The 25,768-nt window shown below is 57.5% G+C and carries 25 protein-coding genes and 1 riboswitch; of the genes, 8 read left to right on the top strand and 17 right to left on the bottom strand.

The genetic code is table 11. The features are described from left to right. Window positions 1-43: 43 nt before the first annotated feature. Genes HFD97_RS07460 through HFD97_RS07445 form a run of 4 tightly spaced genes read right to left on the bottom strand, consistent with a single transcriptional unit; the run spans window position 44 to window position 3,097 of the window. On the bottom strand, window positions 44-685 hold the full coding sequence (locus HFD97_RS07460) for an NrsF family protein (RefSeq protein ID WP_167431679.1): 642 nt from the start codon (window positions 683-685) through the stop codon (window positions 44-46). Then, window positions 672-1,226, bottom strand: coding sequence for a sigma-70 family RNA polymerase sigma factor (locus HFD97_RS07455; protein WP_140923443.1), 555 nt, complete (start codon window positions 1,224-1,226; stop codon window positions 672-674). The genes HFD97_RS07460 and HFD97_RS07455 overlap by 14 nt, the downstream gene beginning before the upstream one ends. 47 nt (window positions 1,227-1,273) lie before the next feature. Continuing rightward, a complete protein-coding gene (locus tag HFD97_RS07450) occupies window positions 1,274-2,515 on the bottom strand; it encodes a protein-disulfide reductase DsbD (RefSeq protein WP_150043585.1) in 1,242 nt (413 codons plus the stop codon). Between the two features lie 24 nt (window positions 2,516-2,539). Continuing rightward, the gene (locus HFD97_RS07445; RefSeq protein ID WP_150029045.1) at window positions 2,540-3,097 is read right to left on the bottom strand and encodes a peroxiredoxin; all 558 of its coding nucleotides are present in this window, start codon (window positions 3,095-3,097) and stop codon (window positions 2,540-2,542) included. 366 nt (window positions 3,098-3,463) lie between these two features. Here HFD97_RS07445 and HFD97_RS07440 point away from each other — a divergent pair, with 366 nt between their 5' ends. Together HFD97_RS07440 and HFD97_RS07435 are read left to right on the top strand one after the other, a co-directional pair. Continuing rightward, window positions 3,464-4,672 carry an aldose 1-epimerase family protein gene (locus tag HFD97_RS07440; protein ID WP_150029047.1) on the top strand — a complete coding sequence of 403 codons (1,209 nt, stop codon included), beginning with the start codon at window positions 3,464-3,466 and terminating at the stop codon, window positions 4,670-4,672. 281 nt (window positions 4,673-4,953) lie between these two features. Next, complete coding sequence (locus tag HFD97_RS07435) at window positions 4,954-5,961, top strand: alpha/beta hydrolase family protein (protein ID WP_370528406.1); 1,008 nt, start codon at window positions 4,954-4,956, stop codon at window positions 5,959-5,961. On the opposite strand, the gene HFD97_RS07430 is transcribed toward HFD97_RS07435, so the two are convergent. The 4 genes from HFD97_RS07430 to HFD97_RS07415 form a co-directional block, all read right to left on the bottom strand. Continuing rightward, window positions 5,867-6,898, bottom strand: a complete 1,032-nt coding sequence (locus HFD97_RS07430; protein ID WP_150029049.1) for an AraC family transcriptional regulator — start codon at window positions 6,896-6,898, stop codon at window positions 5,867-5,869. The genes HFD97_RS07435 and HFD97_RS07430 overlap by 95 nt on opposite strands. A 121-nt stretch (window positions 6,899-7,019) precedes the next feature. Continuing rightward, window positions 7,020-7,538, bottom strand: a complete 519-nt coding sequence (locus HFD97_RS07425; protein WP_150029050.1) for a GrpB family protein — start codon at window positions 7,536-7,538, stop codon at window positions 7,020-7,022. Between the two features lie 68 nt (window positions 7,539-7,606). Next, window positions 7,607-8,002, bottom strand: coding sequence for a DUF4440 domain-containing protein (locus HFD97_RS07420; RefSeq protein WP_167431677.1), 396 nt, complete (start codon window positions 8,000-8,002; stop codon window positions 7,607-7,609). 3 nt (window positions 8,003-8,005) lie between these two features. Continuing rightward, the gene (locus HFD97_RS07415) at window positions 8,006-9,379 is read right to left on the bottom strand and encodes an MFS transporter (protein WP_167431676.1); all 1,374 of its coding nucleotides are present in this window, start codon (window positions 9,377-9,379) and stop codon (window positions 8,006-8,008) included. 124 nt (window positions 9,380-9,503) lie between these two features. Between HFD97_RS07415 and HFD97_RS07410 the strand changes: the two genes are divergently transcribed. From HFD97_RS07410 to HFD97_RS07400, 3 genes are all read left to right on the top strand, one after another. Beyond that, on the top strand, window positions 9,504-10,412 hold the full coding sequence (locus tag HFD97_RS07410) for a LysR family transcriptional regulator (RefSeq protein ID WP_167431675.1): 909 nt from the start codon (window positions 9,504-9,506) through the stop codon (window positions 10,410-10,412). A gap of 166 nt (window positions 10,413-10,578) precedes the next feature. Then, window positions 10,579-11,349, top strand: a complete 771-nt coding sequence (locus tag HFD97_RS07405) for an ABC transporter substrate-binding protein (protein ID WP_167431674.1) — start codon at window positions 10,579-10,581, stop codon at window positions 11,347-11,349. Between the two features lie 35 nt (window positions 11,350-11,384). Next, window positions 11,385-12,488 (top strand): DUF2817 domain-containing protein, encoded by a 1,104-nt coding sequence (locus tag HFD97_RS07400; RefSeq protein ID WP_167431866.1) that lies wholly within the window; start codon window positions 11,385-11,387, stop codon window positions 12,486-12,488. Here the strand turns inward: HFD97_RS07400 and HFD97_RS07395 are convergent. Further along, a complete protein-coding gene (locus HFD97_RS07395; RefSeq protein WP_009092982.1) occupies window positions 12,447-13,220 on the bottom strand; it encodes a 2OG-Fe(II) oxygenase family protein in 774 nt (257 codons plus the stop codon). The two genes, HFD97_RS07400 and HFD97_RS07395, sit on opposite strands and share 42 nt — an antisense overlap. A gap of 100 nt (window positions 13,221-13,320) precedes the next feature. Here HFD97_RS07395 and HFD97_RS07390 point away from each other — a divergent pair, with 100 nt between their 5' ends. Beyond that, window positions 13,321-14,223: a LysR substrate-binding domain-containing protein gene (locus HFD97_RS07390; protein WP_009092981.1), complete on the top strand. Its 903-nt coding sequence runs from the start codon at window positions 13,321-13,323 to the stop codon at window positions 14,221-14,223. 41 nt (window positions 14,224-14,264) lie between these two features. On the opposite strand, the gene uca is transcribed toward HFD97_RS07390, so the two are convergent. The 7 genes from uca to HFD97_RS07355 all read right to left on the bottom strand — a co-directional run bounded on the left by uca (window position 14,265) and on the right by HFD97_RS07355 (window position 22,983). Further along, the gene (uca, locus tag HFD97_RS07385; RefSeq protein ID WP_167431673.1) at window positions 14,265-17,870 is read right to left on the bottom strand and encodes an urea carboxylase; all 3,606 of its coding nucleotides are present in this window, start codon (window positions 17,868-17,870) and stop codon (window positions 14,265-14,267) included. 163 nt (window positions 17,871-18,033) lie between these two features. Further along, complete coding sequence (locus HFD97_RS07380) at window positions 18,034-18,669, bottom strand: urea amidolyase associated protein UAAP2 (RefSeq protein ID WP_009092979.1); 636 nt, start codon at window positions 18,667-18,669, stop codon at window positions 18,034-18,036. A 10-nt stretch (window positions 18,670-18,679) separates the two neighbouring features. Beyond that, the gene (locus HFD97_RS07375; RefSeq protein WP_167431672.1) at window positions 18,680-19,408 is read right to left on the bottom strand and encodes an urea amidolyase associated protein UAAP1; all 729 of its coding nucleotides are present in this window, start codon (window positions 19,406-19,408) and stop codon (window positions 18,680-18,682) included. Further along, window positions 19,405-20,190 (bottom strand): ABC transporter ATP-binding protein, encoded by a 786-nt coding sequence (locus tag HFD97_RS07370; protein ID WP_058958080.1) that lies wholly within the window; start codon window positions 20,188-20,190, stop codon window positions 19,405-19,407. The genes HFD97_RS07375 and HFD97_RS07370 overlap by 4 nt, the downstream gene beginning before the upstream one ends. Further along, on the bottom strand, window positions 20,187-21,002 hold the full coding sequence (locus tag HFD97_RS07365) for an ABC transporter permease (protein WP_167431671.1): 816 nt from the start codon (window positions 21,000-21,002) through the stop codon (window positions 20,187-20,189). Before HFD97_RS07365 ends, HFD97_RS07370 begins: the two co-directional genes overlap by 4 nt. A gap of 24 nt (window positions 21,003-21,026) precedes the next feature. After that, window positions 21,027-22,085 carry a putative urea ABC transporter substrate-binding protein gene (locus tag HFD97_RS07360; RefSeq protein WP_167431670.1) on the bottom strand — a complete coding sequence of 353 codons (1,059 nt, stop codon included), beginning with the start codon at window positions 22,083-22,085 and terminating at the stop codon, window positions 21,027-21,029. A gap of 60 nt (window positions 22,086-22,145) precedes the next feature. Next, a riboswitch (guanidine-I (ykkC/yxkD leader) is annotated at window positions 22,146-22,244 on the bottom strand. A gap of 352 nt (window positions 22,245-22,596) precedes the next feature. Next, window positions 22,597-22,983, bottom strand: a complete 387-nt coding sequence (locus tag HFD97_RS07355; RefSeq protein ID WP_009092973.1) for a cupin domain-containing protein — start codon at window positions 22,981-22,983, stop codon at window positions 22,597-22,599. A gap of 290 nt (window positions 22,984-23,273) precedes the next feature. Between HFD97_RS07355 and HFD97_RS07350 the strand changes: the two genes are divergently transcribed. Next, window positions 23,274-24,071, top strand: coding sequence for a MetQ/NlpA family ABC transporter substrate-binding protein (locus HFD97_RS07350; RefSeq protein ID WP_009092972.1), 798 nt, complete (start codon window positions 23,274-23,276; stop codon window positions 24,069-24,071). 147 nt (window positions 24,072-24,218) lie between these two features. On the opposite strand, the gene HFD97_RS07345 is transcribed toward HFD97_RS07350, so the two are convergent. Further along, window positions 24,219-24,926: a phage antirepressor KilAC domain-containing protein gene (locus tag HFD97_RS07345; RefSeq protein WP_009092970.1), complete on the bottom strand. Its 708-nt coding sequence runs from the start codon at window positions 24,924-24,926 to the stop codon at window positions 24,219-24,221. A gap of 377 nt (window positions 24,927-25,303) precedes the next feature. Between HFD97_RS07345 and HFD97_RS07340 the strand changes: the two genes are divergently transcribed. Next, on the top strand, window positions 25,304-25,738 hold the full coding sequence (locus tag HFD97_RS07340; RefSeq protein ID WP_058958077.1) for a 6,7-dimethyl-8-ribityllumazine synthase: 435 nt from the start codon (window positions 25,304-25,306) through the stop codon (window positions 25,736-25,738). Window positions 25,739-25,768 lie beyond the last annotated feature (30 nt).

Genomic DNA, 25,768 nt, shown 5'->3' with positions numbered 1-25,768 from the left:
CAGCGCGGGGTAAAGTGGCTGCTGAGAGTGAACGCCGTCGCGGTTACCTCTCCAGCCTGACCCAGCGGCGGCCCGCCAGCACCGTCAGAGCCACTATGGTCAGGCCTGCGGCCAGATGCATGGAGAAGTCGATGGCATGCAGGTGGGTTTCATGGCATAGCGACAGCAGCATAGATGAGGTGAATGCGCTGCTGCAGCCGGTCAGGGCCAGACTGCGCGCCGGATGGAGTGATCGGGTGCGCTGCAGGGCAACCACGGAGATCAGCATCATCGGCACACTGGCAGAGAGCATAAACAGATAGCAGTGTATCCCTTCACCAAACCGGCCTGCTGCCGCTGGCGGTTCTGACGATGACATGTTGATCAGATTCAGCGCCAGCCAGATCGCCGTCAGCACCGCCGAACCGCGCAGGCTGAGGGGTTTCCTGCCCGCAATGCTCAGTGTAAAGGCCGCCGCCAGCATGTTGCCCGCGATGATAAGTGACAGCACCAGGCCAGCAAGCGCCAGTAACGCGCCGGGCTGTGACCAGTCTGTCTGCCTGGTGTGAAATGCCCAGCTGCTCAGCGCACCGCACGGCAGGGCCAGCGCGATCCAGCCCGCCACGCGCCAGGGTATTGGCCACACCCGTCGTACCGGCTGCGCAGAGGCGCTGAGCTGATTGATTAACTGGTCATGATTTTTCATGATGACCCCGTCCATATTTACGAAGATTAACCATTGCGCGATGCAACAGGGATTTAACCGCAGAGAGCGACTGATGCGTTTCAGCGGCCGCCTGCGCCAGGCTCTGCTCACGCAGATGTACGGATTCAACAATTTCCCGCTGACGCAGCGGAAGGGTGTCCAGATAACCCGAGAGGATATCGGCATCGGCGGCGGTGTCAGCCCCGGCAGCAGGCTGGCGTTGCAGCACCTCCTCATCCTGGACTTCCTGACGTCGGCCATGCTGACGCAGCGCATCAATGGTCCGGGCAGCGGTGATAGCCGCTACCCAGGGGAGGATAGGCCGCTGCGGGTCGTAGGTATGCCGCACCCGGTGGATCGCCAGCAGCGTCTCCTGAATCACATCCTCAGCCAGGGCCTCGTCGCGGATTTTTTTGCACACCAGTGCCCGGATGGCCGGAACCATCGCTTTCAGTAACTGGTTATAGGCCGCTCTGTCGCCCGCCTGTGCGCGTGCCATCAGCGCTGGCCACTGCTGTGCGCGCCGATCAGTTTCTGGCATCGGACATCAGCCGGTCAGCGCCCCAGGCGCATGTTGGTTCAGTCGTTTCAGGTTTTCTTTCCTTTTTCCGTCGCCTTATCCAGCGCTGATATGACAATCCCCGGCGTCAGCACCTGTGGCAGCACTTCCGGTTTCCCCCCGTCAGCCGGGTAGACCACGTAGAGCGGGAGTCCGCCACGACCGAAGTCGCTGAGTGCCTGTTCCACATCAGGATTGTACTGGGTGGAGTCCGCCACCATGTAGATCGTACTGGTGCGCGCCATCGCGGCTTTTACCGCCTGCGTCGACAGCGAGGTGCGGTCGTTGACCTGACAGGTGATACACCAGGAGGCCGTGAAGTTCACTAAAATGGGCTTGCCCTGGCCTTTGATCGCGTCAACGTTTTGCGGTGACCAGGCAACGGCAGCGGCCGCCTGTGAGGCGGTATCTGTGTCGGCAGGCGCGGCGGCAAAACTGTTAAGGTTCATCAAAGGCACCACGACCAGCGCGAGAAAAAACGCGGTGGCAACATGCAGCAGCCCGTGACGCTGACCCATCATACGGCGTTTCTGCGCCATGCCATACAGCCACGCTGCAAAACTCAGCAGCAGGCAGCAGGCCAGAATTGCGGCCAGAGCGGCTGAGCCTGCCTGACGTTCCAGCACCCAGATCAACCAGCCCACCGCGCCGAGCATCGGGAAGGCCAGGCCCTGTTTGAGCGTGTTCATCCAGGCGCCCGGTTTTGGCAGAATCCGCGCCAGTACCGGGAAAAAGGAGATCAGGGTGAAGGGGGCAGCGAAGCCCAGCGCCAGCGCGATAAAGATCACCAGGCTGACCAGCGGGGGCTGCGTCAGCGCGTAGCCTACTGCGCTCGCCATAAAAGGTGCGCTACAGGGCGTGGCGACGATAATAGCCAGCGCGCCGGTCAGTGCCGACCCCACCAGACCACCGCGGTCGCTTCCCACGCCGCCAACCCGCTGTATCGACAGCCCGACTTCAAACAGTCCGAGCAGGTTCAGCGCCGAACCCAGCATCACCAGAATCAGGGCAGCAATGACCAGTGGCGATTGCAGCTGAAAGCCCCAGCCCACCGATGCACCGCCTGCCCGTGCCAGCAGCAGCACCGCCGTCAGGGCGACCATGGTCACCACGACGCCCAGCAGAAACGCCACGCCCTCCGCTCTGGCGTGCGAAGGGGTGGCATGATGGCGGATCAGGCTCAGCGCTTTCAGTGAAATCACCGGAAACACGCAGGGCATGAGGTTCAGTATAATGCCGCCCAGAAAGGCGGCTGCAATCGCAGTCAGCATGATTTACCTGCTCAGATGATGAAGTTATGCCGGGTTGGCCTGACGATATTTCTTAACGGCATCCATGGCTTTCTGGATATGCGCGTCAGGGTTTTTATCGGTGTAGCTCAGCAGGATTTTTCCATCGGGCGCGATGACGTAAGAGGTGCGGTCTGACACCTTCTGCCCCTTCATCTCCATCGTGCTCTTATACTCTGCGGCCACTTTCGCACCCGGATCGGCGGCAACGGTAAACTTGTCACGGCACTCAAGCTGAGAGAACTTCGCAATCTGATCGGTGTTACCCGCGGTCACGCCAATGACGGTCGCACCCAGTTTACTGAACTCGTCGGTCGCTTCAGCAAAATCATGCGCTTCCAGCGTACAGCCCGCACTGAAGGCCGCAGGGAAAAAGTAGAGCACAACCGGGCCTTTTTTCAGGGCCTGTTGCAGTGAAAAGGTGGTGGATTTACCCGCCAGGGCCGCATCCAGTTTAAAATCTGGCGCTTTCTCTCCAGCCTGTAATGCCGCAAAGGCGGAGGTTGCCGGAACACTCAGGGCCAGCAGCGTCACGACAGCCAGGGTTTTCAGGGTCATTTTCATTGGCTTTACTCTCTCCATTGACGATCAGACGGGGTTGTCTGACGTCCCTGTTAACAGGTTCGTTTAAAAGCGGAAAAAGTTGCGGCGTCTGAAAATTTTTTTATCGTTTTTTTAATCCACTGTTATCTGCCGTTTATACGAACAGTGCGTGTCACACGCTGAATCGAGTAAAGCCAGGCCTGTTCAATTTCACAAAATCCGTCGTGATTATTCATTTCCGGACGCTTTTTATGTGATTCAGCCCGCATTACTGTCGCTAAAACAGAGCCATTTCACGTCAGGTGAGCATCGTCACGTTTCTTTTAACCTTCAGTCAGTAAATTTTACTTATGTTATGAAAAAACGATTCAGCTAACGGAGCTATAAATGAAGATTAAACTGGCGTTAACGGTACTGGCGGTGCTGGTTTCAGGTTCTGCTGCGGCAAAAACCTGGGTGCTGACGAGTGCTGAACAGGGCACTGAGCAGGGAAACTGGCAGATTTCCAGCGGTGAGCTGAAGTTGCAGGGTAAACCGTTCAGCATCGAACAGAAAGTGCTTCATGGCGGTAAGCAGGAGGGCAGTAAGATCCTGACGATTCGCAGTCAGGATGGCCTGACCATTACGCTGAGTCCGACCCGCGGGATGAATCTGTTGCGCGTGGAAGGTTTTGGTTCCCGTATGGGCTGGGATTCTCCCGTGAAAGAGGTGGTCAACCCGGCTTACATCAATCTTGAAAGCCGTAATGGCCTGGGCTGGCTGGATGGCTTTAATGAGATGATGGTGCGCTGCGGCTATGAATGGACCGGTCATCCGGTGACGGACGAAGGGCGCATCTATACGCTGCACGGCAAAGCCGGTAACACACCTGTCTCTCAGCTGGAAGTTGAGGTGGCTGACGCAGCACCCCATGAGATCCGCATTCGGGGTCTGATTAAAGAGAGCACCTTTAAGAAAGCCGATTTGCAGACCCTGACCGAACTGCGCTATGTGCCGGGCAGTAACAGCTTCAGCCTGCACGATGTGCTGACCAACCATGCTGACTATCCGCACGACTATCAGATCATCTATCACAGCAACTTCGGCACGCCGATTCTGGAAGAGGGCGCACGCTTCCTGGCACCGATGTCCGGCATCAGTCCGTTCAACGACTATGCCAAAGCCGGATTAAAAGAGTGGCAGACCTATAAAGGCCCGACCAAAGATTTTGATGAGATGGTATTTAACATCAAGCCGCTGTCGGACAGCAATCACCAGACCGTTGCCGCAGTCATCAATAAAGCCGGGACGGGCGGTGCCTCAATTCAGTTTGATACCCGCCAGCTGCCGCTGCTGACCCTGTGGAAAAATACCGACACCCTGAAACAGGGTTATGTCACCGGCATTGAACCCGGTACCAGTTATGCCTATCCGGTGACGATTGAACGTGAGCAGAAGCGCGTGAAGCAGCTGCAGCCGGGTGCAAGCACCGCGTTTGATCTGACTTACACCCTGCTGCACAGCAGCGAGCAGGTCAGTGACGTAGAGAAACGCATCAGGAACATTCAGGGCGAGACGAAGATTGACGAGAGCGAGACGCCGATCGCGAAAGAGTAACGCCCCTGACGTCCCGACGCTGCCGATAGACACGTCGGGATCTTCCTTCTGAACCGGATAACGTCATGAGGCTGTTGAGGGTCTGAAAGCGCGAAAAACCACGCAGCCGGTAAAAATCAGGACCTGGATCGTGTTTGAGGACGCGCTGAAACCCTGCAGCGGATTATTACTGTGCCTTCACTCATTACAGCAGGGCATCACTCATGGTCAGAACACGCCTTATCGCGTTATCCCTTTTATTTTTCTGTGCAGGAGGACAGGCAGCGCCGGGATTCCGGCAGGTGGAGTTATCAGACTCGGCGGGAAGTCCTCTCAGTGTGGCCATCTGGTATCCGGCAATCCAGCAAGGGAAGAGAGAAACGGTCGGAGAAAATGCCGCTTTTGTCGGGGTCAGCGTGATCCCTGATGCCTCCCCGATACCTGGCAGGCATCCTCTCGTTGTGATTTCGCATGGCTACAACGGAAGCTGGAGAAATCTCTCCTGGCTGGCAGACGCCCTGGCCGCGCAGGGATACATTGTCGCCGCTCCCGATCATCCCGGTACGACGACGTTCGATCAGAATCCTGACGCGGCCAAAAAACTGTGGCGGCGCCCCCGTGAACTCTCGCGGGTGATTGATTTCATCAGCCTCCATTCCGATCTTGCTGGCGCGGCGGACACCACACGAATCGCGGCTATCGGGCACTCGCTTGGCGGATGGACGGTGCTTTCACTGGCCGGAGCGCGTTTCGACCCTTCGCTTTTCCTGAGCAACTGTCAGCGATTTCCGCGTCGTGGTGACTGCAGGCTGACAAATAAGCTGGGAATGAATGAGGTGGCCGCACAGGATCGCTTCTCTGATCTTCGTGATAGCAGGATCGGTGCCGTGGTTTCACTCGATGCGGGTTTAGCGCCGGGTTTTACTTCCCAAAGTCTTACCCGAATGACGCTGCCCATTCTTATCCTGGCGGCGGGTAATGACAGCCTGGGAGAGCTGCCTGCGGCGCAGGAGTCTGCCTACATTGCGGATAACCTGCCTGCATCTCTGCACCATTACCGCATCGTTAAGGGCGCTACGCATTTCAGTTTTATGCAGTTATGCAAACCGGGTGGCGAGAAGCTTATAGATGAAGCTTCTCCCGGCGACGGCATCGTGTGTCAGGATGATCGGGGCGCTGACCGCAGAGCACTGCATCAGCAACTGAGGAGCCAAATCACGCTTTTTCTGCAGTCAGCCCTGAATTATCCCGCGCCTGCTGACGATACGCCCCCGGCGACGTTCCGGAAAGCCGCAGGAATTCACGATTAAAATTAGACTTCGTCATAAAGCCTGATTCCATCATGATTTGCGTCACGGGCAGAGCGGTGTTAATCAGCAACGCTTTTGCCCGTTCAACCCTGAATCCATTAATCCACTGTGAAACATTGCACTGTCTGACCGAGTTAACGGCGGCAGAAACATGGCGGGCAGGTATGCCGGTTTTCCTCGCCAGCAGCGCCAGTGTCACATCCGGATTCAGGTAGAGTTCATCCTCACGAACCTGCTTTTCCAGCTTCCTGTATAAGGCGGTCAACTCAGCCGTCCCGGCTCTCTCTTTTTCTCTGTTCTGCTCCTGACCGGGGGCTGACCCGATGAGCGGAGGCGGATTGATGAGTCTGAAGATAAGCGTTCCTACCAGAGGCAGCAGCGCAAATTGCGTAACTGCCACGATCGAGGTGGCATATTTCCCCCCGCTGAAGCCGAAGTCGACAGCAATCAGAAGGTCAGTCAGCGCAGAGGAGCAGAGAAAGAAACCCGCAAACAGCGCGAGCCTGTCAGAGTGAGAAATCTCACCCGGTCGCAGAGAGTGGAAGGGGGGCTTTCCCGTCGCTCTGAAAAGAGCCACGCCATAACTGAAAAACAGTATGCCCAGCACGACATCTGTAGCCGGCGCCCACAGCAGTCGGATCAGTAGTGACAAAACGACGGGTACAAACAGCATCAGCACATAGCGCTTCTGCCTGTGCTCGCCGGGCAGCACGAAACTGCTCCATGCAATAGCGGGCAGAAAAATGGCCATGACTGACTGCAGGTTTCTCAGTAGATCGGAGTGAAACTCCCAGCGCAGCGTATTGGTTAATATCAGGATGAAGCTGGCAAAAAGAAAACGCAGTGCGCCATTATGGCGTGCGCCTGCTGTGCAGAGGGCCGCGATCAGCAAAAGCAAAGCAATCAGCGTAATGACGGGAAAGGGCACCGAGAGCATAGAGGTATAACCAGAACAGGAATTTTACTGAATGATTACATAAATGTCAGAAGGTTGTCTTCTCTGCCGGAAGTCAGTCACCGGATTGACCAGATGCATGCTCATTTAACATAACGGCGCGTCACGACTGACTGTTCATGGCACGCAGCGCCATCCGCAGATGGTGTTCTATAAAATCGGTCTTGAGCGCGCTGTAACGCTGGCTGTCGTTGCGGCACAGTGAAGCTGCCGCCTGTTTAAGTTCAGCGTAATCATCAGCAACCCGTCTGTTTTCTCTCAGGTAATCACGAAAGGCAAGATGCCGCAAAACCTCTTTATCTCCCGCCGAAAACGCATGCAGATGATGACTGCGCTGTTCGCCTCCCTTAGTGAAATATCTGCGTCCGGCAATGCCCGATTCACCGCGCGCAAGGTATCCGGCGCGGCTCAATGCAGGGGAGCAGGTATCCAGCGCATTAATATCAGTTACCTCCAGCAGGATATCAATAATGGGTTTGGCCGCAAGGCCGGGTACTGATGTGCTGCCGATGTGATGGAGGCCGATAACCGCGCCATTCAGCAATGTTTTTAGCATGACACTTTCGGCCGCAAACAGTGCAGGCCATTGATTATCGTAGGGCACAACAACAACAGTTCGCATAGCAGCATGCTCTCTGAATCACTTATTTAACATAAGATAGATTATGCGCATTTAGCAGCCATCTGATTTTATGCCTGCGGCAACGCTGTCTCGTGCAGATGGCGCCATCGTATATTGCCATCATCCTCTGATTCAAACACCACGGTAGAAAAACGGAGCGTGGCGTTTTGTCCCGGAAGCTGCTGCCACTCTTTATAGACGACGGTGGCAGATTTTTCGCCTTCAGCAATGACCTGCATATCGCCGATATCAATGTTCAGACCCGGTCTTGCCCCACGCTGCGTGCGGAAAAAAGTGTTCAGAGCAGCAAAGTCCAGCACGGTGCCGCCCGGTGTCACCATGGAGAACGCAGGACTAAAACGGCCCAGCAGTTTCTCGCAAACGTCATCGTGAGCCGTTTCATCGCCGAGCCAGCGGCTGATCAGCGTATGGGCATCCAGAACTTCCTGACAGTAACGGTTCATTTTTCACTCCTCATTAAGGGTACTAACAACCTTTTGATTTGAAATACGAAAACAGCACAGCACAGGAACGATAGCGCTGCATGCCGCTATAACAAAACAGAGATGATAAGCGCGCATCACCGGGATGCCTGTATTCACCAGCAGATTAAACAAGAGGCTGACCAGTGTGACACCCAGGCAAAAACTGAGTTGCCGGTTGATATTCCATATGGCACTGGCATCAGCCAGATCGTTATGGGTGATTTGAATAAATGCAGAACTCTGAGCCGTGCTGCTACACAAGCTGCCACCCAATCCCATCAACGTGAATGCGATGACAAAAACAACGGCATCTGCTGGCTGGTCTGTCATTGCCAGCATGCCAATGCCTGCGGCCTGCACCAGACATCCAGCGATAAACAGCGGGCGCGGTCCCCAGAGGTTAAATCGCCTGCCGGTCAGACTGATGGCGGCAAAGGAAGCCAGTGACCATGGCAGCATCAGTGCGCCCGCAAAGCCTGCGTGCATAGCAAGCTGGTTTTGCAGATAGAGCATGGTGAGCATACTGACCCCGGTGAACACCCCAGGTATGAACTGATAAATCAGCATAGCGGTCTGCAGAAGCGGCTCCCTGACAAGGTGCAGGTTAATCAGGGGATGGCGCTTTCCCAGCGCGTTCTTCACGTAGCCAGCCAGCGTTATCACACCCATAAGCAGCATCCCTGCCCCCTGAGCAAAGCGGTCAGCTTCACCCAGCGCGGTCAGTCCGAGAAGGATCAGCGTGAGTGCGGTACAGCTGCTGATTAAACCCACCAGGTCCAGAGCTTCAGATGATTCCACCGCCCTCTCTGCTTTCAGCCAGCATGCCGCCAGGACAAACGTCACACCCGCGAGTGGCAGGCTGATCAGGAACACCCAGCGCCAGCTGAGGCTCTCAACTAGGACACCCCCCAACAGAGGCGAAAGTGCAGGTGCGAGCAAAGCAACCAGCATGACGGCAGACGATAACTTTGCGCGTTCACTGCTCCTGTAGAGCTGATAAGTCATCGTCTGACCCAGGGGGATCAACAGTCCACCACCGAGGCCCTGGATGAAACGCCACAGGATGAGCTGAGCCATTGAGGTTGATGCGCCTGTGCCACAGGTGCCAGCCATAAAAACCAGCAGTGAAAGCATAAACAGGCGTCTGGACCCTATACGTCTGGCCAGCCAGCCACTCAGCGGGATGACCAGCGTCAGACCCAGGATGTAACCATTACTTATCCACGCCAGCTGGCTCACCGGTGCATCAAACTGTCTGCCGATCTCAGGGTATGCCACATTGGCGATAAACATATTTACTAAATCGACGAAAAAACCCAGCAGATAAAGGCTGGCCACGCGCCCGCGATAACTCATATTTTTTCCGGCGGAGAGAACAGGATGCACGCAGTATAGGGGGAGCCAGTATGGGGATAAATTCACTCCCGCTTGTTACACTGTCAAAATTATTTTGACAATGGTCTCACCCAAAGGAAGCACAATGATCAATATGCAGCGGCTGGGAATCTTCGTCGCCGTCGTTGGGGCTGGCAGTTTTACCGGGGCCGCTCAGACGCTCGGACTTACCCGGGCCGTCGTGAGCTTCAACATCAAACAGCTTGAAGAAGAGCTGGGTGTCTCGTTACTCGTCAGAAGCACCCGACGTGTTTCAGCCACCGATACCGGCGAACGATTTTATCATCGCTGCCTTCAGCTGCTTCAGGATGCGGAAAGCGTTCTGGAGGATGTTCGCGGCGATCACACAGGGTTAAGCGGCTCACTCAGGATTACGACTACCCCTGAGTATGGTGCGCGCGTCATCGTGCCAGCCCTGGCTGCGTTTGCGGAAAAACACCCTCAGCTACGAATACAGCATGTGTCATCGTCTCAGACCGATGACCTTATTGCCGGGCGCTTTGATGTGGCGATACGACTGGGACATCTTGCCGATTCGACTCATCATGCGCGACGTCTCGATCAATTTGCGATTTATGCGGTTGCAGCGCCCTCTTACCTCAACACCCTGGCTCACTCCGCCATCCAGAATCCCGAACAGCTCGCGTCAGCAACATGGATAGCGCACAGTCGTCTGTCGACGCCCTTAAGCTGGCAGATAGTGACCCCGGATGGAGAAAATGTGCTTCTGAGCGCCCGTCACCCCGCCAGGATTGTCGCCGACAGCGCCTCATCTTTACGGGCTTTTGCGTTATCAGGGGCAGGCGTGGCGATCCTGCCTGAGTGGCTTGTCGCAGATGACATTGCGAATGGCGGATTAGTTCGCTTGCTGGCCGATCATCACTTTCCGCAGCAGGGGATTTATGCGCTCTACCCCAATACGCGCCATGTGCCTGAGAAAGTCCGATCGTTTATCGATTTCCTGCATCAGCGGCTCACGTCCCTCAGAGGGTAATGGTCCGTAATTAAGCAAAAGTTAATACCGCATAAAAACCCGCTAACTCCTTTATTACTATAAGATTTTGCTCTGGTTCAGTGCGGTTATTCGCTGGTGATGGGAGAACCCCCATGTTATTAAATCTGAGGTCACTATGACATTCACCTGACTCCGGGAAATAAACATGAAAAAGAACGTCTCTCTCGCGTTACTGTTTTCGCTCACCGCTTTCTCACAGGTGGCTCTGGCGCAGCAGACGCTGCGCTTCGGGGTTGACCCGACATTCCCCCCTTTTGAATCTAAGGCGGCAGATGGGTCGCTGCAGGGTTTTGACATCGATATTGGTAATGCCATCTGTGCGCAGGCAAAGGTGAAGTGTCAGTGGGTGCAGATGGGGTTCGACAGCAGCATCCCTGCCCTTCAGGCGAAGAAATTTGATGCCATCCTGTCAGCGATGTCGATGACCGATAAGCGTCGCCAGCAGGTGGCTTTCAGTGACATGCTCTATAACACCCCCAGTGCGTTACTGGCACCGGCGGCCAGTAATCTGACGACCGACGTTACCTCATTGCGCGGCAAGACGATCGGGGTGGCTCAGGGCACCATTCAGGAAACGTACGCCAAAACTAAATGGGAAGGCCAGGGCGTGAAAGTCATCTCTTACCCTAATCAGATGGAGGTCTATCCCGATCTGGTTGCCGGGCGTCTCGATGGCAGCCTGGCCAACGCGGTCTCCGCTGAGCAGGGATTTCTCACCACTCAGGAAGGTAAGCCCTACGCCATTAAAGGCACCCTGGTGGATAAAGCGATATTTGGCGATGGTGTGGGTATCGCGTTACGCAAGGGCGATGATGCTAACCTGAAGATGATCAACGCGGCGCTGGCGGAGCTTCATCACAACGGCACCTACGACCAGCTGACCAGAAAGTACTTCAGATTCAGGGTTTACCCGTGACGGTCCCGCGCGACGATGGCAGGCGTCTGGATACTATGGCCTTGCCCGACTATCAGGTTCAGCGCGCACGCTTTCTGGTGGCTGCAGAGCGTACAGGTGCGGTGGTGACCTCTTACCGCCATCCCCTGCCTGGCCCGCAGGGCGAGGCGCTCTATACGGATGTGGCCCGACGGGGTCCTGCCGACGCGTCACGCGTGATGCTGGTTATCTCCGGCATACACGGCGTCGAAGGTTATTATGGTTCGGATTGCCAGATAGCCTGGCTGGAGACGCGCGACGAAAACGCGCTCCCTGCTGACACGGCGCTGGTGCTGGTGCATCTGCTTAATCCCTGGGGCGCGGCCCATCTGCGGCGCGTCAATGAAGATAATATCGATCTTAACCGTCATTTTATCGACTTCAGCCAGCCGCTGCCCGCTAACCCCGCCTACGCCGGGTTACACTCCCTTTATCATGGCGACCGTGACAGCGCTGATCGGCAGCTGACCGAAGTCCTGCGTGACACCGGCTGGCAGGCAGTTAAACGCATTGCAGAAGCGGGACAGTATACGTCTGCTGAAGGCTTTTTCTTTGGCGGAACACAGCCCGCCTGGTCCTTTAACACGATGGCGGAGATCGTTGCGCAGCATCTCTCCGTGGCGAAAACCATCATCAGCTTCGATCTCCACACCGGAGCCGGAGCCTGGGGCCATCCCATGCTGCTCTCCATTGCAGGGCAGCATTATGCCGCCCATGAGTGGGGCAAAGACATTTATGGCGAGTGGCTGACGCTGCTCTATACCGGCGCCGGGCGGGACAGCGCCACCGGCATTACGGCAACCGCGACAGGCTATCTGTCACAGTATCTGCTGACCGCCCTCGACGGCACGCTGATTTTACCGCTGGTGGTCGAATGCGGAACTTATGAAGGGGAAGAGATGCATCGGCGGGTGCGGGACGATCACTGGCTTCATCTCTCTGGCGACCCCGCCAGTGCAGAGGGCCAGAGGATCAAAGCAAACCTTGTCGAAGGATTCTGGCCCTGCGATGCAGACTGGCGGGCGTTAGTGGCTTTCCGCACGCAGCAAATCTTTGAGCGCGGCTGGCGTGCCCTGATTTCACAGTCTGCCGTAAAAAGTCATCCGCGCGGTTTCGGATAGCGCAATGCCGGGCTGCGTGTTGTAAGCCAGCACCGCCAGCATGCGGGTCACCTCACCTTCGGTCGGGGTCACGCGGTGCAGGGCGTTGCGCCCGCGAAACAGCACCAGATCGCCGGGCTCAATCGCCAGGGCCTCGACCGGCTGGCGTTCATCCAGCACCGCCGCGACGCCTGCATAATTCATCTCACCGGCATCGGCATCCCGCAGATCCTTCACATACTGAAACACCCCGCCCGCCTGCGGTTTTTGCACCAGCAGGGTGATAGCAAAAGAGGAGTTGTCAAAGTGCCAGCCCAGCTCCTGGCCGTGAGGCGCATAATGCAGGTTGATCGACGAAAGCGGATCGGCATAGGGATAGAGCGCGTCCTCTCCCAGCACGTCGCACAGGAACTGTTTGAACAGCTCATCCGTATAAAGCTGACGCAGCGGGGAGTCGGTCGCGATAGCGTCATCGGTAATGCAGCCTTTGGTGCTGATCACGTCACGATTGCGCGGATGATCGGCGCTGAAGGCCGCATCAGGTTTCATCAGATAAACGTTATGTTTGCTGAGCGTGTGATAAGCCAGGTGACGCTGCGCGTTGCCCTCCTGAACTATCGCTTCCAGAGCGGCGGTCTGTAAGAACTGACGCAGGACCAGCGCGCCAGCGTGATTTAATTGTTCACGACAGCGGTGACGCCAGCCACGATCGGCCAGCGGATGAAGATCGAGACGAACCAGGGAGTCAGTCATAGCAACAGTTCTCATCATGAGCAGGAGTGATGCTACTCTACCTGTCGCCTGCTAAGCCTGTGTAACGATAAAAACTTAATACCCTGATAAGGAAGCGTTAATGCCTGCCCACTCACCCCGGTTGCCCAAAATCAGTGTTATCCAGTCCTTTAAAGTGGCCGCCGAACTGGGCAGCCTGGCGAAAGCGGCGGCCCAGCTGGCATTGACGCCGGCGGCGGTGAGCCAGCAGATTCGTCAGCTGGAGGAGCAGCTCGGCAGTGCGCTCTTTTTACGCACCCAGAGCGGCGTGATGCTGACTGACACCGGCAAGGCCTATCTGCGTTACGTCACCGAAGCCTTTGATATCCTGCACCTGGGTCAGCAGAATATCCGCCATGCAGCGAAAGCGCCGACACTCACGCTCTATGCCTTACCGGCGCTGGCGTCCAAATGGCTGTTGCCCCGGCTGGCGAGCTGGCGCGCCTGTTGCCCCGATAGCGATCTGTCGTTACACGGCACGCACGCGCAGGTTGATTTCACAGCGATGCCTGCAGACTTCGTCATCTGCTTTGGGGAAGATCGCTATCCGCAGCTGGACAAGCAGTGGTTATTCCATGATGAGGTGCTGCCGGTTGCCAGCCCTGCCTTACTCCAGCGCTATACGCCAGAAACGATCTTCCGTCAGGCACCTTTAATTCACCTCGACTGGGGCAATGAGGGCCGGTTCCTGCCGGACTGGCGAAGCTGGTTTCAGGCCAGAGGCGTGGACGAACCGGCTCCGCAGCCCGCATTCAGTTTCAATCTGACCTCGCTGGCAATTGATGCTGCCGTGGCGGGGGCCGGTCTGCTGCTGGGGCAGCGCCGCCTGATCGCGGCGGAGCTGGCGCGGGGCGAACTGGTGATTGTCGACGATTTCAGTCTGCCGCTGAGCAAACCCTATTATCTTGCCTGGCCGCAGCGCACGCTGAGTCAGCCGGGCAGCGAGGCGCTGATCGGCTGGCTGCGTGAAGCGGGCGCAGGCTAAGAAGCGTTCTGCGTGACAGGTGACCCTGTCACGCAGGGCTGTTAAGACCGATCTTTAAGAATGATGGCTACCCGCTGTCCTGCCCGCACGGCGCTGCCCGGCTGCACGCTGACCTGCTGAATCACCCCGTCACAGGGGGCCAGCAGCGGAATCTCCATTTTCATCGATTCCAGCACCACCAGCGTATCGCCCGCCTTCACGCGGCACCCCGCTGCCGTCTGAACCTGCCACAGGTTGCCAGAAACCGGACTTTCAACGCCCTGCTCCCCGGCCTGAAGCGGCGCGTCTCCCGTTTCCGCCACCTCACTCTCCTGCGTGATGTAATGTGCCTGTCCGCTGGCTATCCAGCGGTCACGCTCAGCATTGAACGCCTGTTGCTGATGTTGACGAAACGCGCTGATGCTCCCGGCTTCACGGTCGAGGAAATGCTGATATTCCGCCAGCCGCAGCGTGCCCTGTTCTATGCGCAGCGGGTAGCGCCCTACGGGAAAATCGCGACGGATCTGCAGCAGCTCATCAGCCGAAACCGGATAGAAACGAATCTGGTCGAAAAAACGCAGCAGCCAGGGCTTACCGCCAAAATCGGCGACATCGCGATAGCGATTCCACATCTGCAGCGTGCGGCCAACAAACTGATAGCCGCCAGGCCCTTCCATACCGTAGACACAGAGATAAGCCCCGCCAATCCCCACCGAGTTTTCGGCCGTCCAGGTGCGTGCCGGATTATATTTCGTCGTGACCAGACGATGGCGGGGATCCAGCGGTGTGGCGACGGGCGCGCCGAGATAGACGTCGCCCAGCCCCATCACCAGATAGTGGGCATCAAACACCGTCTGCCATACGGCCTGCTTATCCGGCAGATCGTTGATCCGGCGGATAAACTCCAGGTTGTCCGGGCACCAGGGGGCGTCCTGCCGCACGGTGGTCATATATTTTTCGACCGCTTTCTGACAGGCGGGATCGTCCCAGGAGAGCGGCAGATGCACCACGCGTGTCGGCACCTGAAGGTCATCACTTGTGCAGACCGCCTCCCATGCCTCCCGCACCCACGCCAGCAGCGCCTCCGGGGTCAGGGTTTCCGGCTGGAAATGGATCTGCAGGGAGCGGATGCCGGGCGTAATATCAACGACCCCCGGACGGGATTGCGCTTCTATCGCCTGCATCAGCGCGTGGATGCGAAAACGCAGCACCAGATCCAGTTCCGGCTCGCCAGCTTCCAGCAGCAGATGCGTATCGCCTGAGAGACGCGCCACCAGACGCTTATCCTCTTTGCCGCAGGTCATCACGACAGGCGACGTAAGCGGTGCCGGCTGCCAGGCGATCGCCTGTGGCTCGAGCGTTGCCAGCTCGGCACGTCCTCCTGCGGCCAGTCGGCGGGCGGTGGGAATGTCCACCGCCACAAACTGCACCTTATCCCCGGCTTTAAGCTGCCCCAGCTGCCAGAGATCCGCTTCGATGACCGTCACCGGGCAGACGAAGCCGCCCAGGCTGGGGCCATCGGGGCCGAGAATGACCGGCATGTCGCCGGTGAAATCCACTGCGCCAATCGCGTAAGGATTATCATGAATGTTGGAAGGATGCAGTCCCGCCTCACCCCCGCTCTCGCGGGCCCAGATCGGCTTCGGTCCAATCAGGCGAACACCGGTACGGCTGGAGTTGAAGTGCACTTCCCATTCGGTGGCAAAGAAAGTCCCGATATAGTCGGGCGTAAAAAACTCCGGCGCGCCGTGGGGGCCATAAATTACCCTCAGCGTGCGCACCGCGGCCAGCCCCGTGCAGAGCGAGGCGGGCAGTGATGTGCCCGTCACGTCTGCCGGGCGCGGTGCCAGGTGAAGTACATCGCCGCTGCGCAGCGCCCGGCCTCCGTGTCCCCCGAACTGGCCGAGCGTAAAGGTGCTTTTGCTCCCCAGATAATCCGGCACCTGAATCCCGCCGCTCAGGCAGAGGTAGCTTCTGACGCCTGAACCTGCGATCGCGCCCAGCTTCAGCGTTGAGCCTGCCGGAACAGCAAAGACAGTATTCATCGGCTGATCGACCCCCTCCAGCGTGACGGGGAGCGGCGCTCCGCAGACCACCGCCTGCACATCGGTATTCAGTTTCAGGGTCGGGCCGTTAAGGGTGATCTCCAGCGCGGCGTCGCCCTCAGCGTTGCCCAGCAGGCGGTTGCCGAAGCGCAGCGCGCGGTCATCCATCGGTCCCGAAGGCGGCACCCCCACCGCCCAGTAGCCCAGACGGCCGGGATAGTCCTGAACGCTGGTCTGGGTTCCGGCACTCAGCACCTCCAGCGTGGCCACCTGATAACCGAGCTGCTCCAGACAGCGGGTCCAGGGTTCCCCCGTGGTGAATGGCGCAAAAGCCAGTATCTGCAGCAGATAGAGGCGATTGGTCTCGACGCCATATAACCGGGTTTCCGCCAGCGCCTGAGCGAGCGTGGCAATGGCTTGGTCGCGAGTAGGACAGCAGGCGATGGTTTTCGCCAGCATCGGGTCGAAAAAGGGCGGCACTTCACTGCCCGCCTCTACCCAGCGGTCGATACGCAGCGTCTTTCCTCCGGCTGGCGGGAAAAAAACATCGGTCAGCAGACCGGGTGATGGCTGAAACTGCCGTCCCGGATCTTCCGCGTAGATCCGGGCCTGAATGGCGTGGCCCTGTGGTTTCAGCGTGGCGGCTAAACGATCCAGCGGCGGGAGCGCCCCGGCGGCCAGTTCGATCATCCACTGCACCAGGTCAACCCCCCACACCTGCTCCGTGACCCCATGTTCGACCTGAAGGCGGGTGTTCACTTCCAGAAAATAGAAGTGCTGCGCCGCGCTGTCATAGACAAATTCCACCGTTCCGGCGCTGCGATAGTTCACCGCTTTGCCCAGCGCGATGGCGGCGGAACAGAGTGCCTCTGCCATGCCGTCAGGCAGATTGGGTGCAGGTGTCTCTTCAATGACTTTCTGATTACGGCGCTGAACCGAGCAGTCACGCACCCCCAGCGCGATCACTCCGCCTTTGCCATCACCGAAAATCTGCACCTCAAGATGACGGGCGCGTTCGATATATTTTTCGAGAAAGACCCCGGCATCGCTGAAGTTGTTATGGCCAAGACGCTGCACCGTGTCAAACGCGTCGGCGAGTTCATCCTCATCGCGGCAGACGCGCATACCGATGCCGCCGCCGCCTGCGGTGCTTTTCAGCATGACCGGATAGCCAACCTGGGCCGCTGCCCGGCGGGCTTCATGGCGGTCCGCCAGCAGTTCACTTCCCTCCAGCAGCGGAACGCCTTCGGCTTTTGCCAGAGCGCGTGCCGTGTGTTTCAGGCCGAAAGTACGCAGCTGCTGCGGCGTGGGGCCGACAAAAATCAGGCCCGCCGCCTCGCACGCCTCGGCAAAGGCGGCATTTTCCGAGAGGAAACCGTAGCCGGGGTGGATCGCTTTCGCCCCGCTCTGCCGTGCGGCGGCGATGATCTTCTCCGCCACCAGATAGGTTTGCGCGGCGGGCCCGTCGCCCAGGCTGATCGCGCTATCCGCCTCACGGATATGCAGGCTGCTCAGGTCAGCCTCAGAGTAAACGGCGATGCCTTTCACCTGCATGGCGTGCAGGGTACGCAGAATGCGGCAGGCGATCGCGCCGCGATTGGCAATCAGTAACGTATCAAACATAGGTGATGCTCACAGGGAGGCGGGTCGTCCCGCAGAATTTGCTATTCCCTGGGGCCGTCCCCGGGGATGACCGGCACCTGACAGTGCAGCGGCGGTAGAGGCAGACAGGCGATCGATCAGAGCGGGAATGTCAGGCCCGGCTGTCGCGCTGTCGGATGCAGATTCAGTTCCACACCAGCACCTCTGCAGGCGTCGGGTTCCAGCCGTTGCAGGGGTTATTGAGCTGGGGACAGTTCGAGATCAGCACCATCACGTCACACGCCGCGATCAGATCAACATATTTGCCGGGGGCTGACAGTCCATCTTCAAAGGTCAGCCGCCCTTCCGGCGTTACCGGAACGTTCATAAAAAAGTTGATATTGGCGCCGATGTCGCGCTTGTGAAGGCGGCCATCATGCAGGCAGGCGCAGAGAAAGTTATCCCGGCAGCTATGCATGTAGCGCTTATCGTGGGCATAGCGCACCGTGTTGCTCTCCTGGGAGCAGGCCCCGCCCAGGGTGTCGTGGCGTCCGCAGGTATCGGCAACCAGGGTCAGCAGCGGATTACCGAGATTGGAGTAGAGCACGCTGCCGGTAGTCAGATAGACCTTTCCCTGACGACGCAGGGTGCGCTGGGGATCGTAACGCTCGCGGGGGTTATCGGCGCGATAGAACAGGGTATCGATCGCCTGGTTACCTTCGAGGTCGAGCAGCCGCAGCCGCTGCCCTTTTTTGACCTCGAACAGACAGGGCTCCCCGGCCGGGATCACATGACGCCAGACTGCCGTTTCAGGATGATAATCAGGGGTAATCGCTGTCATCACAGCCTCCTTACAGGGAAAAGTGTTGGGTGTTTTGCATGGCGCGCTGATTTTCATCGCGGGTGAAAATGGCGTCGCTGAGGGCCTGACCCGCATCGGCCTGATACCAGTTCAGCTGAATCGGGCGCGGCAGATACTCAGTGGCAGGATCCTGAGGGTGAGGCAGCGCGGTCAGGACGATCAGCACGTCCATTGGCGCATACAGCTCAACGAAATCGCCGGGCTGACTGTTGCCTGAAATGAAGGCAAAGCGTCCCGCCTCATCCACCGTGACTTTGCTGAAAAAGTTCACCACCATCAGCAGATCTTCCAGGCCGAGATCCCATTTGCCCATTTCCACCAGCAGGTTATCGACGCCGTTACGGTAGAAACCGTTGCGCAGTTCCTGATAGCGTCCGCTGCCGTACTTGTCGTGCGTCTCGGCGGCGTTAAGGACGCCGCCGAACGGGTCATGCCAGCCGCAGCTGTCCGCCACGATAGCCGCCAGGACGCGACCCATATCAGAGTAAAAACAGTGGCCGGTGGTCAGCCGCGCGGTGTGCTGACCCTTAAGGGTGTCGGGCAGGTTCAGCCGTTCACTTTTTTCGTGCGGATTGAGCATCATGGCGCTGACGTTAGCCCCGCCGTCGATATCGGTCAGGCGCAGGATCCCGCCCTTACGCAGGATCAGCGAGGTATGCGCGCCGCCTGGAATCTGCTCTTCGCGCAGGCTGGGGCCGGAGTGAAAAAGTGCCGTCATTGAGCGTTCTCCTTTAAGGGGTAAATGTTGTCTTTGCGGCCGGTCGCCAGCTGGGACAGCCGCGTCTCGTTGAGCGGAATGTCATAGGTGATACGCGCTCCCCACGCATTGGGTGCCTGGGGATCGAGGCGCACCTTGTCAAAAACCAGCAGCCGGGTGCCCAGGTTGAACCCTTCGGCAAGGTCGTGCGTGACCATAAAGACGTTCATGCGGGTTTCGCTCCAGAGCTGAAGCAGCAGGGCGTGCATATCTTTGCGGATGCCAGGGTCAAGTGCGCCAAAGGGCTCATCCAGCAGCAGCACCCGTGGCTGCATGACAAACGCCTGAGCAATCGCCAGCCGCTGCTGCATCCCGCCCGACAGCTGCGCCGGATATTTGTCGAGCGCATGGCTCAGCCCCACTCGCTCCAGCATCTCTCTGGCCTGCTGACGCGCCTGACGTTTTCGGGCGCCCAGCAGCCGGCCCCACAGCGGTGACGCCGGCAGTTCCAGACCGATGGTGACGTTATCCAGCACGTTGAGATGAGGAAAAACCGAGTAGCGCTGAAAGACCACGCCGCGACTGCGATCGGGCTCCGCGGGCAGCGGCTCACCATCGAGCGTGATGGTGCCGCGCGTTGGTCGCTCCTGACCGAGCAGCAGTCGTAAGAAGGTCGATTTCCCGCAGCCGGAGGCGCCCACCAGCGAGCAGAACTCACCTTCCCTGACCTGCAGATTGATGCGCTCCAGCACCACGTGATCGCCATATTCCTGCCAGATGTTTTTGATATCGATAAAACTCATTCCCGGCCTCCTTCCGCCCACGGGAAACAGGCTTTGTGCAGCTGACGCAGCGCCAGATCCATCAGCCAGGCCAGCAGGGTTATCCAGATGACATAAGGAATGATGACGTCCATCGCCATGTAGCGGCGGACGAGGAAGATGCGGTAACCCAGCCCGGCGGTGGCAGAGATGGCTTCGGCGGAGATCAGGAACAGCCACGCCGAACCCAGCAGCAGGCGCAGCGAGGTGATGAGTCGCGACAGCAGCTGGGGCAGCACCACCCGCAATACCACCGTCCAGCTGTTCGCGCCCAGCGTCTGGGCTTTGATGAAAAGTTCGATCGGGATCTCCCGCGCCCGCTGTTCCAGGTCGCGGGCCAGCATCGGGGTGATGCCGATGACGATGAGCATCACTTTTGACAGCTCATCCAGCCCGAAGACGATAAACAGCATCGGCAGCAGCGCCAGCGGCGGGATCATCGACACGACGGTCATAAACGGCGACAGTGCCGCGCGGGTCATGGGAAACACCCCGGCGGCAATACCGATGCCCAGGCCGATCAGCGCGGAGATCATCAGGCCCGTCAGCAGACGGGTGAGACTGATCAGCGTATCCGCCCACAGCAGAAACTCACCGCTGCGTTTATCGGGCGTTAATGCCATCCGGTCAACCGCGGCGATCATCTGCGACAGACCGGGCAGCAGTTTATCCTGCGGGTTTGCTTCCAGCCGCACCGCCGAGCTGATAAACCAGGCGGCGATCAGCAAGACAAACGGCAACAGCATCAGCGTCAGGCGCATTCCCTGTCGGGGATAACGGTTAATGTGGCGCATGGCGTAAGCTCCTCAGCCCGGAAGTCAGAGCTGGCCTGCCGCGGCCATCTTCAGATAGCTGTCGTCAAAGCGCAGTCTGATGTTGGCTTTGTCCCCGAGGGTCTGATTGCCGGGAAAGGCCATACCGATGAAGTCAGCGCTTTGCGCACCCTCGCCGAGCAGCCCCTTATCAAAAGAGAACTCGGCCACGCGCTGCATGGTTTTTGCCAGGTCGGGCGAGGCGACAAAGGCCTCTGTGGCGGCGGGAGTCGGGAACAGATGGGTGGTTTTGAGCTGTGCCTGATAACCGGCGAGGTCAGTGCCGGAATCCGCGGCCATCGCACTCAGCGCCTGGGAATCGCCCGCCTGCATTTTTGCCATCATCTCAAACCATGCACCGGTCAGCGCTTTGCCCAGTGCGGGGTTATCGTGGAGGGTTTCTGTGTTCACGACCATCATATCGATCAGCTCGCCCGGCACGGCGGAGGAGCTGAACACTTCTGTGGTCTGCGGGCTCTTTTTGATGACGGAAAGCTGCGGGTTCCAGGCCACTGCGGCTTTGACACCGCTGGTGCCAAAGGCGGAGACGATATCGGCATCGGAGGTGTTCACGACCTTAACATCCTTCTCCTGCAGTCCGGCCTTTTCCAGACCGCGTACCAGCAGATAGTGCGATACGGACAGCGCGGGCAGATAAACCGACATGCCTTTCAGGTCGCTGAGTTTTTTATTCACGCCTTTCAGAACGATGCCGTCGTTACCCTCGGAGTAGCTGCCGGTGATCAGCGCCGTGGAATCGACGCCGCCCGCGGCGGGAATGGTCAGGGCATCCATATTTGTCATGGTGCAGCCGTCGAACTGCCCTGCGGTGTACTGGTTGATCGATTCGATATAGTCATTCAGCTGGACGATATTGATTTTAATGCCATATTTGCTGGCCCACTTATCGATGATTTTTTCATTAGCGATCGTGCCCCAGGGCATCCAGCCCGCATAGATGGTCCAGCAGACGTTGAACTCTTTTTTAACTGCGGCGAAAGAGGGCACACTGGCCAGCAGTGCCAGGGAGAGAATGAGCGTGCGGAGAAGGGAAAATGTCTTCATGGTTGACCTCTGGTTGGCACAAAAAAACGGGAGCAGCGCAAGACACCAGATGGTGCCGCTGTCTCCCGGGCTTTTGTCCCGCCGTGTAACCTCGCAGAGGTCGCCAGCTCTCGGACCAGACATTCACCTGCGTGAACCGGAACCCTAGCCAGCTATTCAGTATCAGTTGTGTAGTGCGCTGCTTAATGAACGGGTTATTGCAATTGGCGTACCAGAATTTAAATCCTATTTAATCATGCACTTATAAAGGCTGTAAAACGACAGGCCCCGTGATGGTGAGTCAGCAGCGTGCGTTGCACATAATCAGTGCCGGGATTCACTCCTCTTCAGGATGCCATTTCTGAGCGCAGGTGAACTCAGCTGTGACGCGCCTCGCCTGTCGCTAAAACAGCGGTTTCAGGATGTGGATATGCAGGCTCTGGCGAATCGCTTATCAGGGAAGTGAATAGCGGCGGCGCTGCGGGCGGGATGAATAACGGCAGCGCGCTGCACTGCCGTTTTTGCAAGAGTGTCAGAACTCTTCGGGTTCTCCCGGCAGTGGCTCGGTCAGCGCCTGTCCTTTGACACCGGCATAGGTAATCACCAGTTCGGCGGGCTCCTCCAGCGTGTAGCCGCGGTGCGCACTGTTGACCGTCTCATTCAGCGCTTCTCCGGCGTGGAAGGTACGCTGCTCCCCGCTCGCTTTGTCTTCCACAATCAGGGTGCCTGAAAGGATAAACGCCGCATTCGGCATCGGATGCGTGTGCCACGGCAATGACGTATGGGCAGGCAGTGACAGGCGCATTACGGTCAGTTCCGGCTCGCCGTGCGGATAGGATTCAATGACCTCCCCGTTCCAGGCCTCCCCGCTGCGCATGACTTCAACCGCTTCGATCCCGTTCTTTTCATCTTTTGACATCAGTATTCCCTGTTAACAATCAATGCAATGCTGCAAACCGCAGGCTTTAAGCGTAGAAGAGAATGCGCGGACTGGCTGAGGGGATGTTGACCGGATGAGTGCGCCAGAGGAATAAAACCGCCCGGACCGCCGTGAATGGCATCGGTTAATTCACGGGCATAAGCCGCCAGCCTGATGAATTAATGAACAATATCCGGTATATGGTTATAAGATATATCCCTCCGTCAGTTCGCAACCTTACATTTCTGTATTATCTTTGAAGCCATCAATTCTCTGAGGGATTTCTGATAATGAAAGGTTTGTTTGCCGCATTACTGGCCAGTTCTGTTTTATTATTATCCGCCTGCTCTAAAGATGACGATAACAAAGTCAAAGTGGCGATTAATACCGGGCCGGACGAAGCGATCTGGCAGGTGGTGAAACAGGTTGCAAAAGATAAATATCAGCTCGATGTCGAAGTGCTGAACTTCAATGACTATGTACTGCCGAACGAAGCGCTGAATAACAAGGAAGTCGACGCCAACGCTTTCCAGAGCCTGCCTTATCTGGAAGATCAGTCTAAAGAGCGCGGCTATAAATTTGCGGTAGTTGGCAAGACGTTCGTCTTCCCGATTGCAGCCTATTCGCACAAAATCAAGAACATCAGTGAGCTGCAGAATGGTGCGACAGTGACCATCTCTAACGAAGCTACCACCCTGGGACGCAGCCTGCTGCTGCTGCAGGCGCAGGGCCTGATTAAGCTGAAAGAGGGTGTGGGTTATTTACCCACCTCACTGGATATCATCGAAAATCCAAAAAACCTGAAACTGGTTGAAGTGGATACGCCGCAGCTGACCCGCACGCTGGATGATCCGAACGTGGCGTTCTCGATCATTAATACGAACTTCTCGGCTCAGGCGGGATTATCCGCTCACCGCGATGGTTTATTTATGGAAAGCGCCTCTTCGCCTTACGTCAATGCGCTGGTTTCACGCGAAGACAATAAAGACAGCGATAAAATTCAGAAGCTGAAAGCGGCGCTGCAGTCGCCTGAAGTCGCGGCTAAAGCGGAAGAAGTTTATAAAGGCGATGCAATTAAAGGCTGGTAATCGCCCGCAACGCATCCCTGGGATCAGGAAAATCAAAAAAGGCCGCATTCCGATGCGGCCTTTTTTATGTCAGCACAGTATGAGCGGATGCCTGCGCCTTAACCTCTGCCAGTCACGCCGCGCCAGCCCGCCAGGCCAGAGGCGCCGCTACGCAGCGGCCCCTTTTGGCTGAGCGGAAAGATGCGCTGCCCACAGGCTGGCCACCCATTTCACCCCTTTTGCGGTAAAACGCGCCTGTGAGAAGGCGTGCTGGTTTTCGCCGGTGCCGGTGTGCAGCGTAAAGTAGCCGGCCTGCAGATGGTAATGCTGCGGCGTCAGGGTACCTTTGGCGCGGTACATGATATTGCGCTCCAGCAGAAACTGACGAAACTCCGGCTCTTTCGCTTTCAGCATTTTGCAGAGCTGACGAAAGCCCAGCGAGTCATCCACCTGAACGAAGTTATCAAAGAAGGCGGCCTTAGGCGCGGAGAGAGCCAGCTGCTGCTCCGCCGCCTGACGCTGTTCAAACTGCTCAGCCCAGGCACGTGCAGCCTCAGCCGGGTTGGTAAAGTCCGGCAGATGGGTGGTTCTTTCCCGGTCCTGCCAGCGATCCAGCACTTCGGCCGTAAAGCCTGGCGACAGGCGTGCCACGGCCAGCAGGGAGTCACGCTTGCTCAGGCGGTACTCCTGACGCACCTCCCCTTCGCGCTCATAGTCATTCACTTTGAGCGGCTGAGAAAGACGCTGAGCCGTTTCCAGACTTTTGATTAACCGCTTCACTTCTCCATGTGTAATACCGGTCATCTGAGCCAGCTCACGGCTGCTCATTGTGACCGATTGTTCCAGAGATTTGAGGCTTTCAGTCGAAATCATCATGGGTTCACCCCTCGCTAACGCTACCAATACCCGGCGGGCAGTCCATTTATTATACAAAATACTGTTCAGATATCCAGTATTTTATTTAAGCAGTTTCATAACCGGAAGCTGTTACGCAAACCGGGCGGTGAAAGGGATTTTGCGGGCAGGATCAGGCGTCTGAACGGCTCTGGCGGTTGTCTGACAGGGTTTAATGCCCGCAAAGAGAGGAAAGGTTATTCACACATAATGACAATGGTGGACACAGGCTGTTTACATTACAGTATAGTGATGAGAGTCAGCAGGTTACCGGCCTGTCCGGCTTAACGTTTCATCCGGGGTTCAGGGACGTCATCGCGCTCATTACCACGGGATATTACCTTTTACTGGAGTAAGTCATGCAGCCGTTGAAAGTCGCCTTTATTAAAGCTAACTGGCATAGCGAAATCGTTTCTCAGGTTCTGACCGGATTCGAACAGGAGCTGGAGAGCCGGGGAACCTCCTGTGAGATCAAAACCTGGGATGTGCCAGGCGCATTTGAGATGCCGCTGCTGGCACAGCGTCTGGCGCAGACCGGCAACTTTGATGCGATTGTCTGCGCGGCGCTGGTCGTGGATGGCGGCATCTATCGCCATGACTTTGTGGCTCAGGCGGTGGTGAGTGGTCTGATGCAGGCCCAGCTGGCCACCAACGTGCCGGTCTTCTCGGTCTCCCTGACGCCGCATAACTTCCAGCCTTCGGCGGAGTTTATCGACTTCTACACCCAGCACTTCGTGAAAAAAGGTCAGGAAGCGGCCCGTGCCGTCTGCCAGATCCACGCGCTTGAACTTTAATATGGCCGTAACTCAGCCCGGTTAGCGATA

Origin of the sequence: Pantoea sp. EKM103V, assembly GCF_011800365.1 — a bacterium.
Lineage (GTDB): Bacteria > Pseudomonadota > Gammaproteobacteria > Enterobacterales > Enterobacteriaceae > Pantoea > Pantoea anthophila.
The sequence above is the reverse complement of the archived record's forward strand: the minus strand, read 5'-3'. Positions and strand labels throughout refer to the sequence as shown.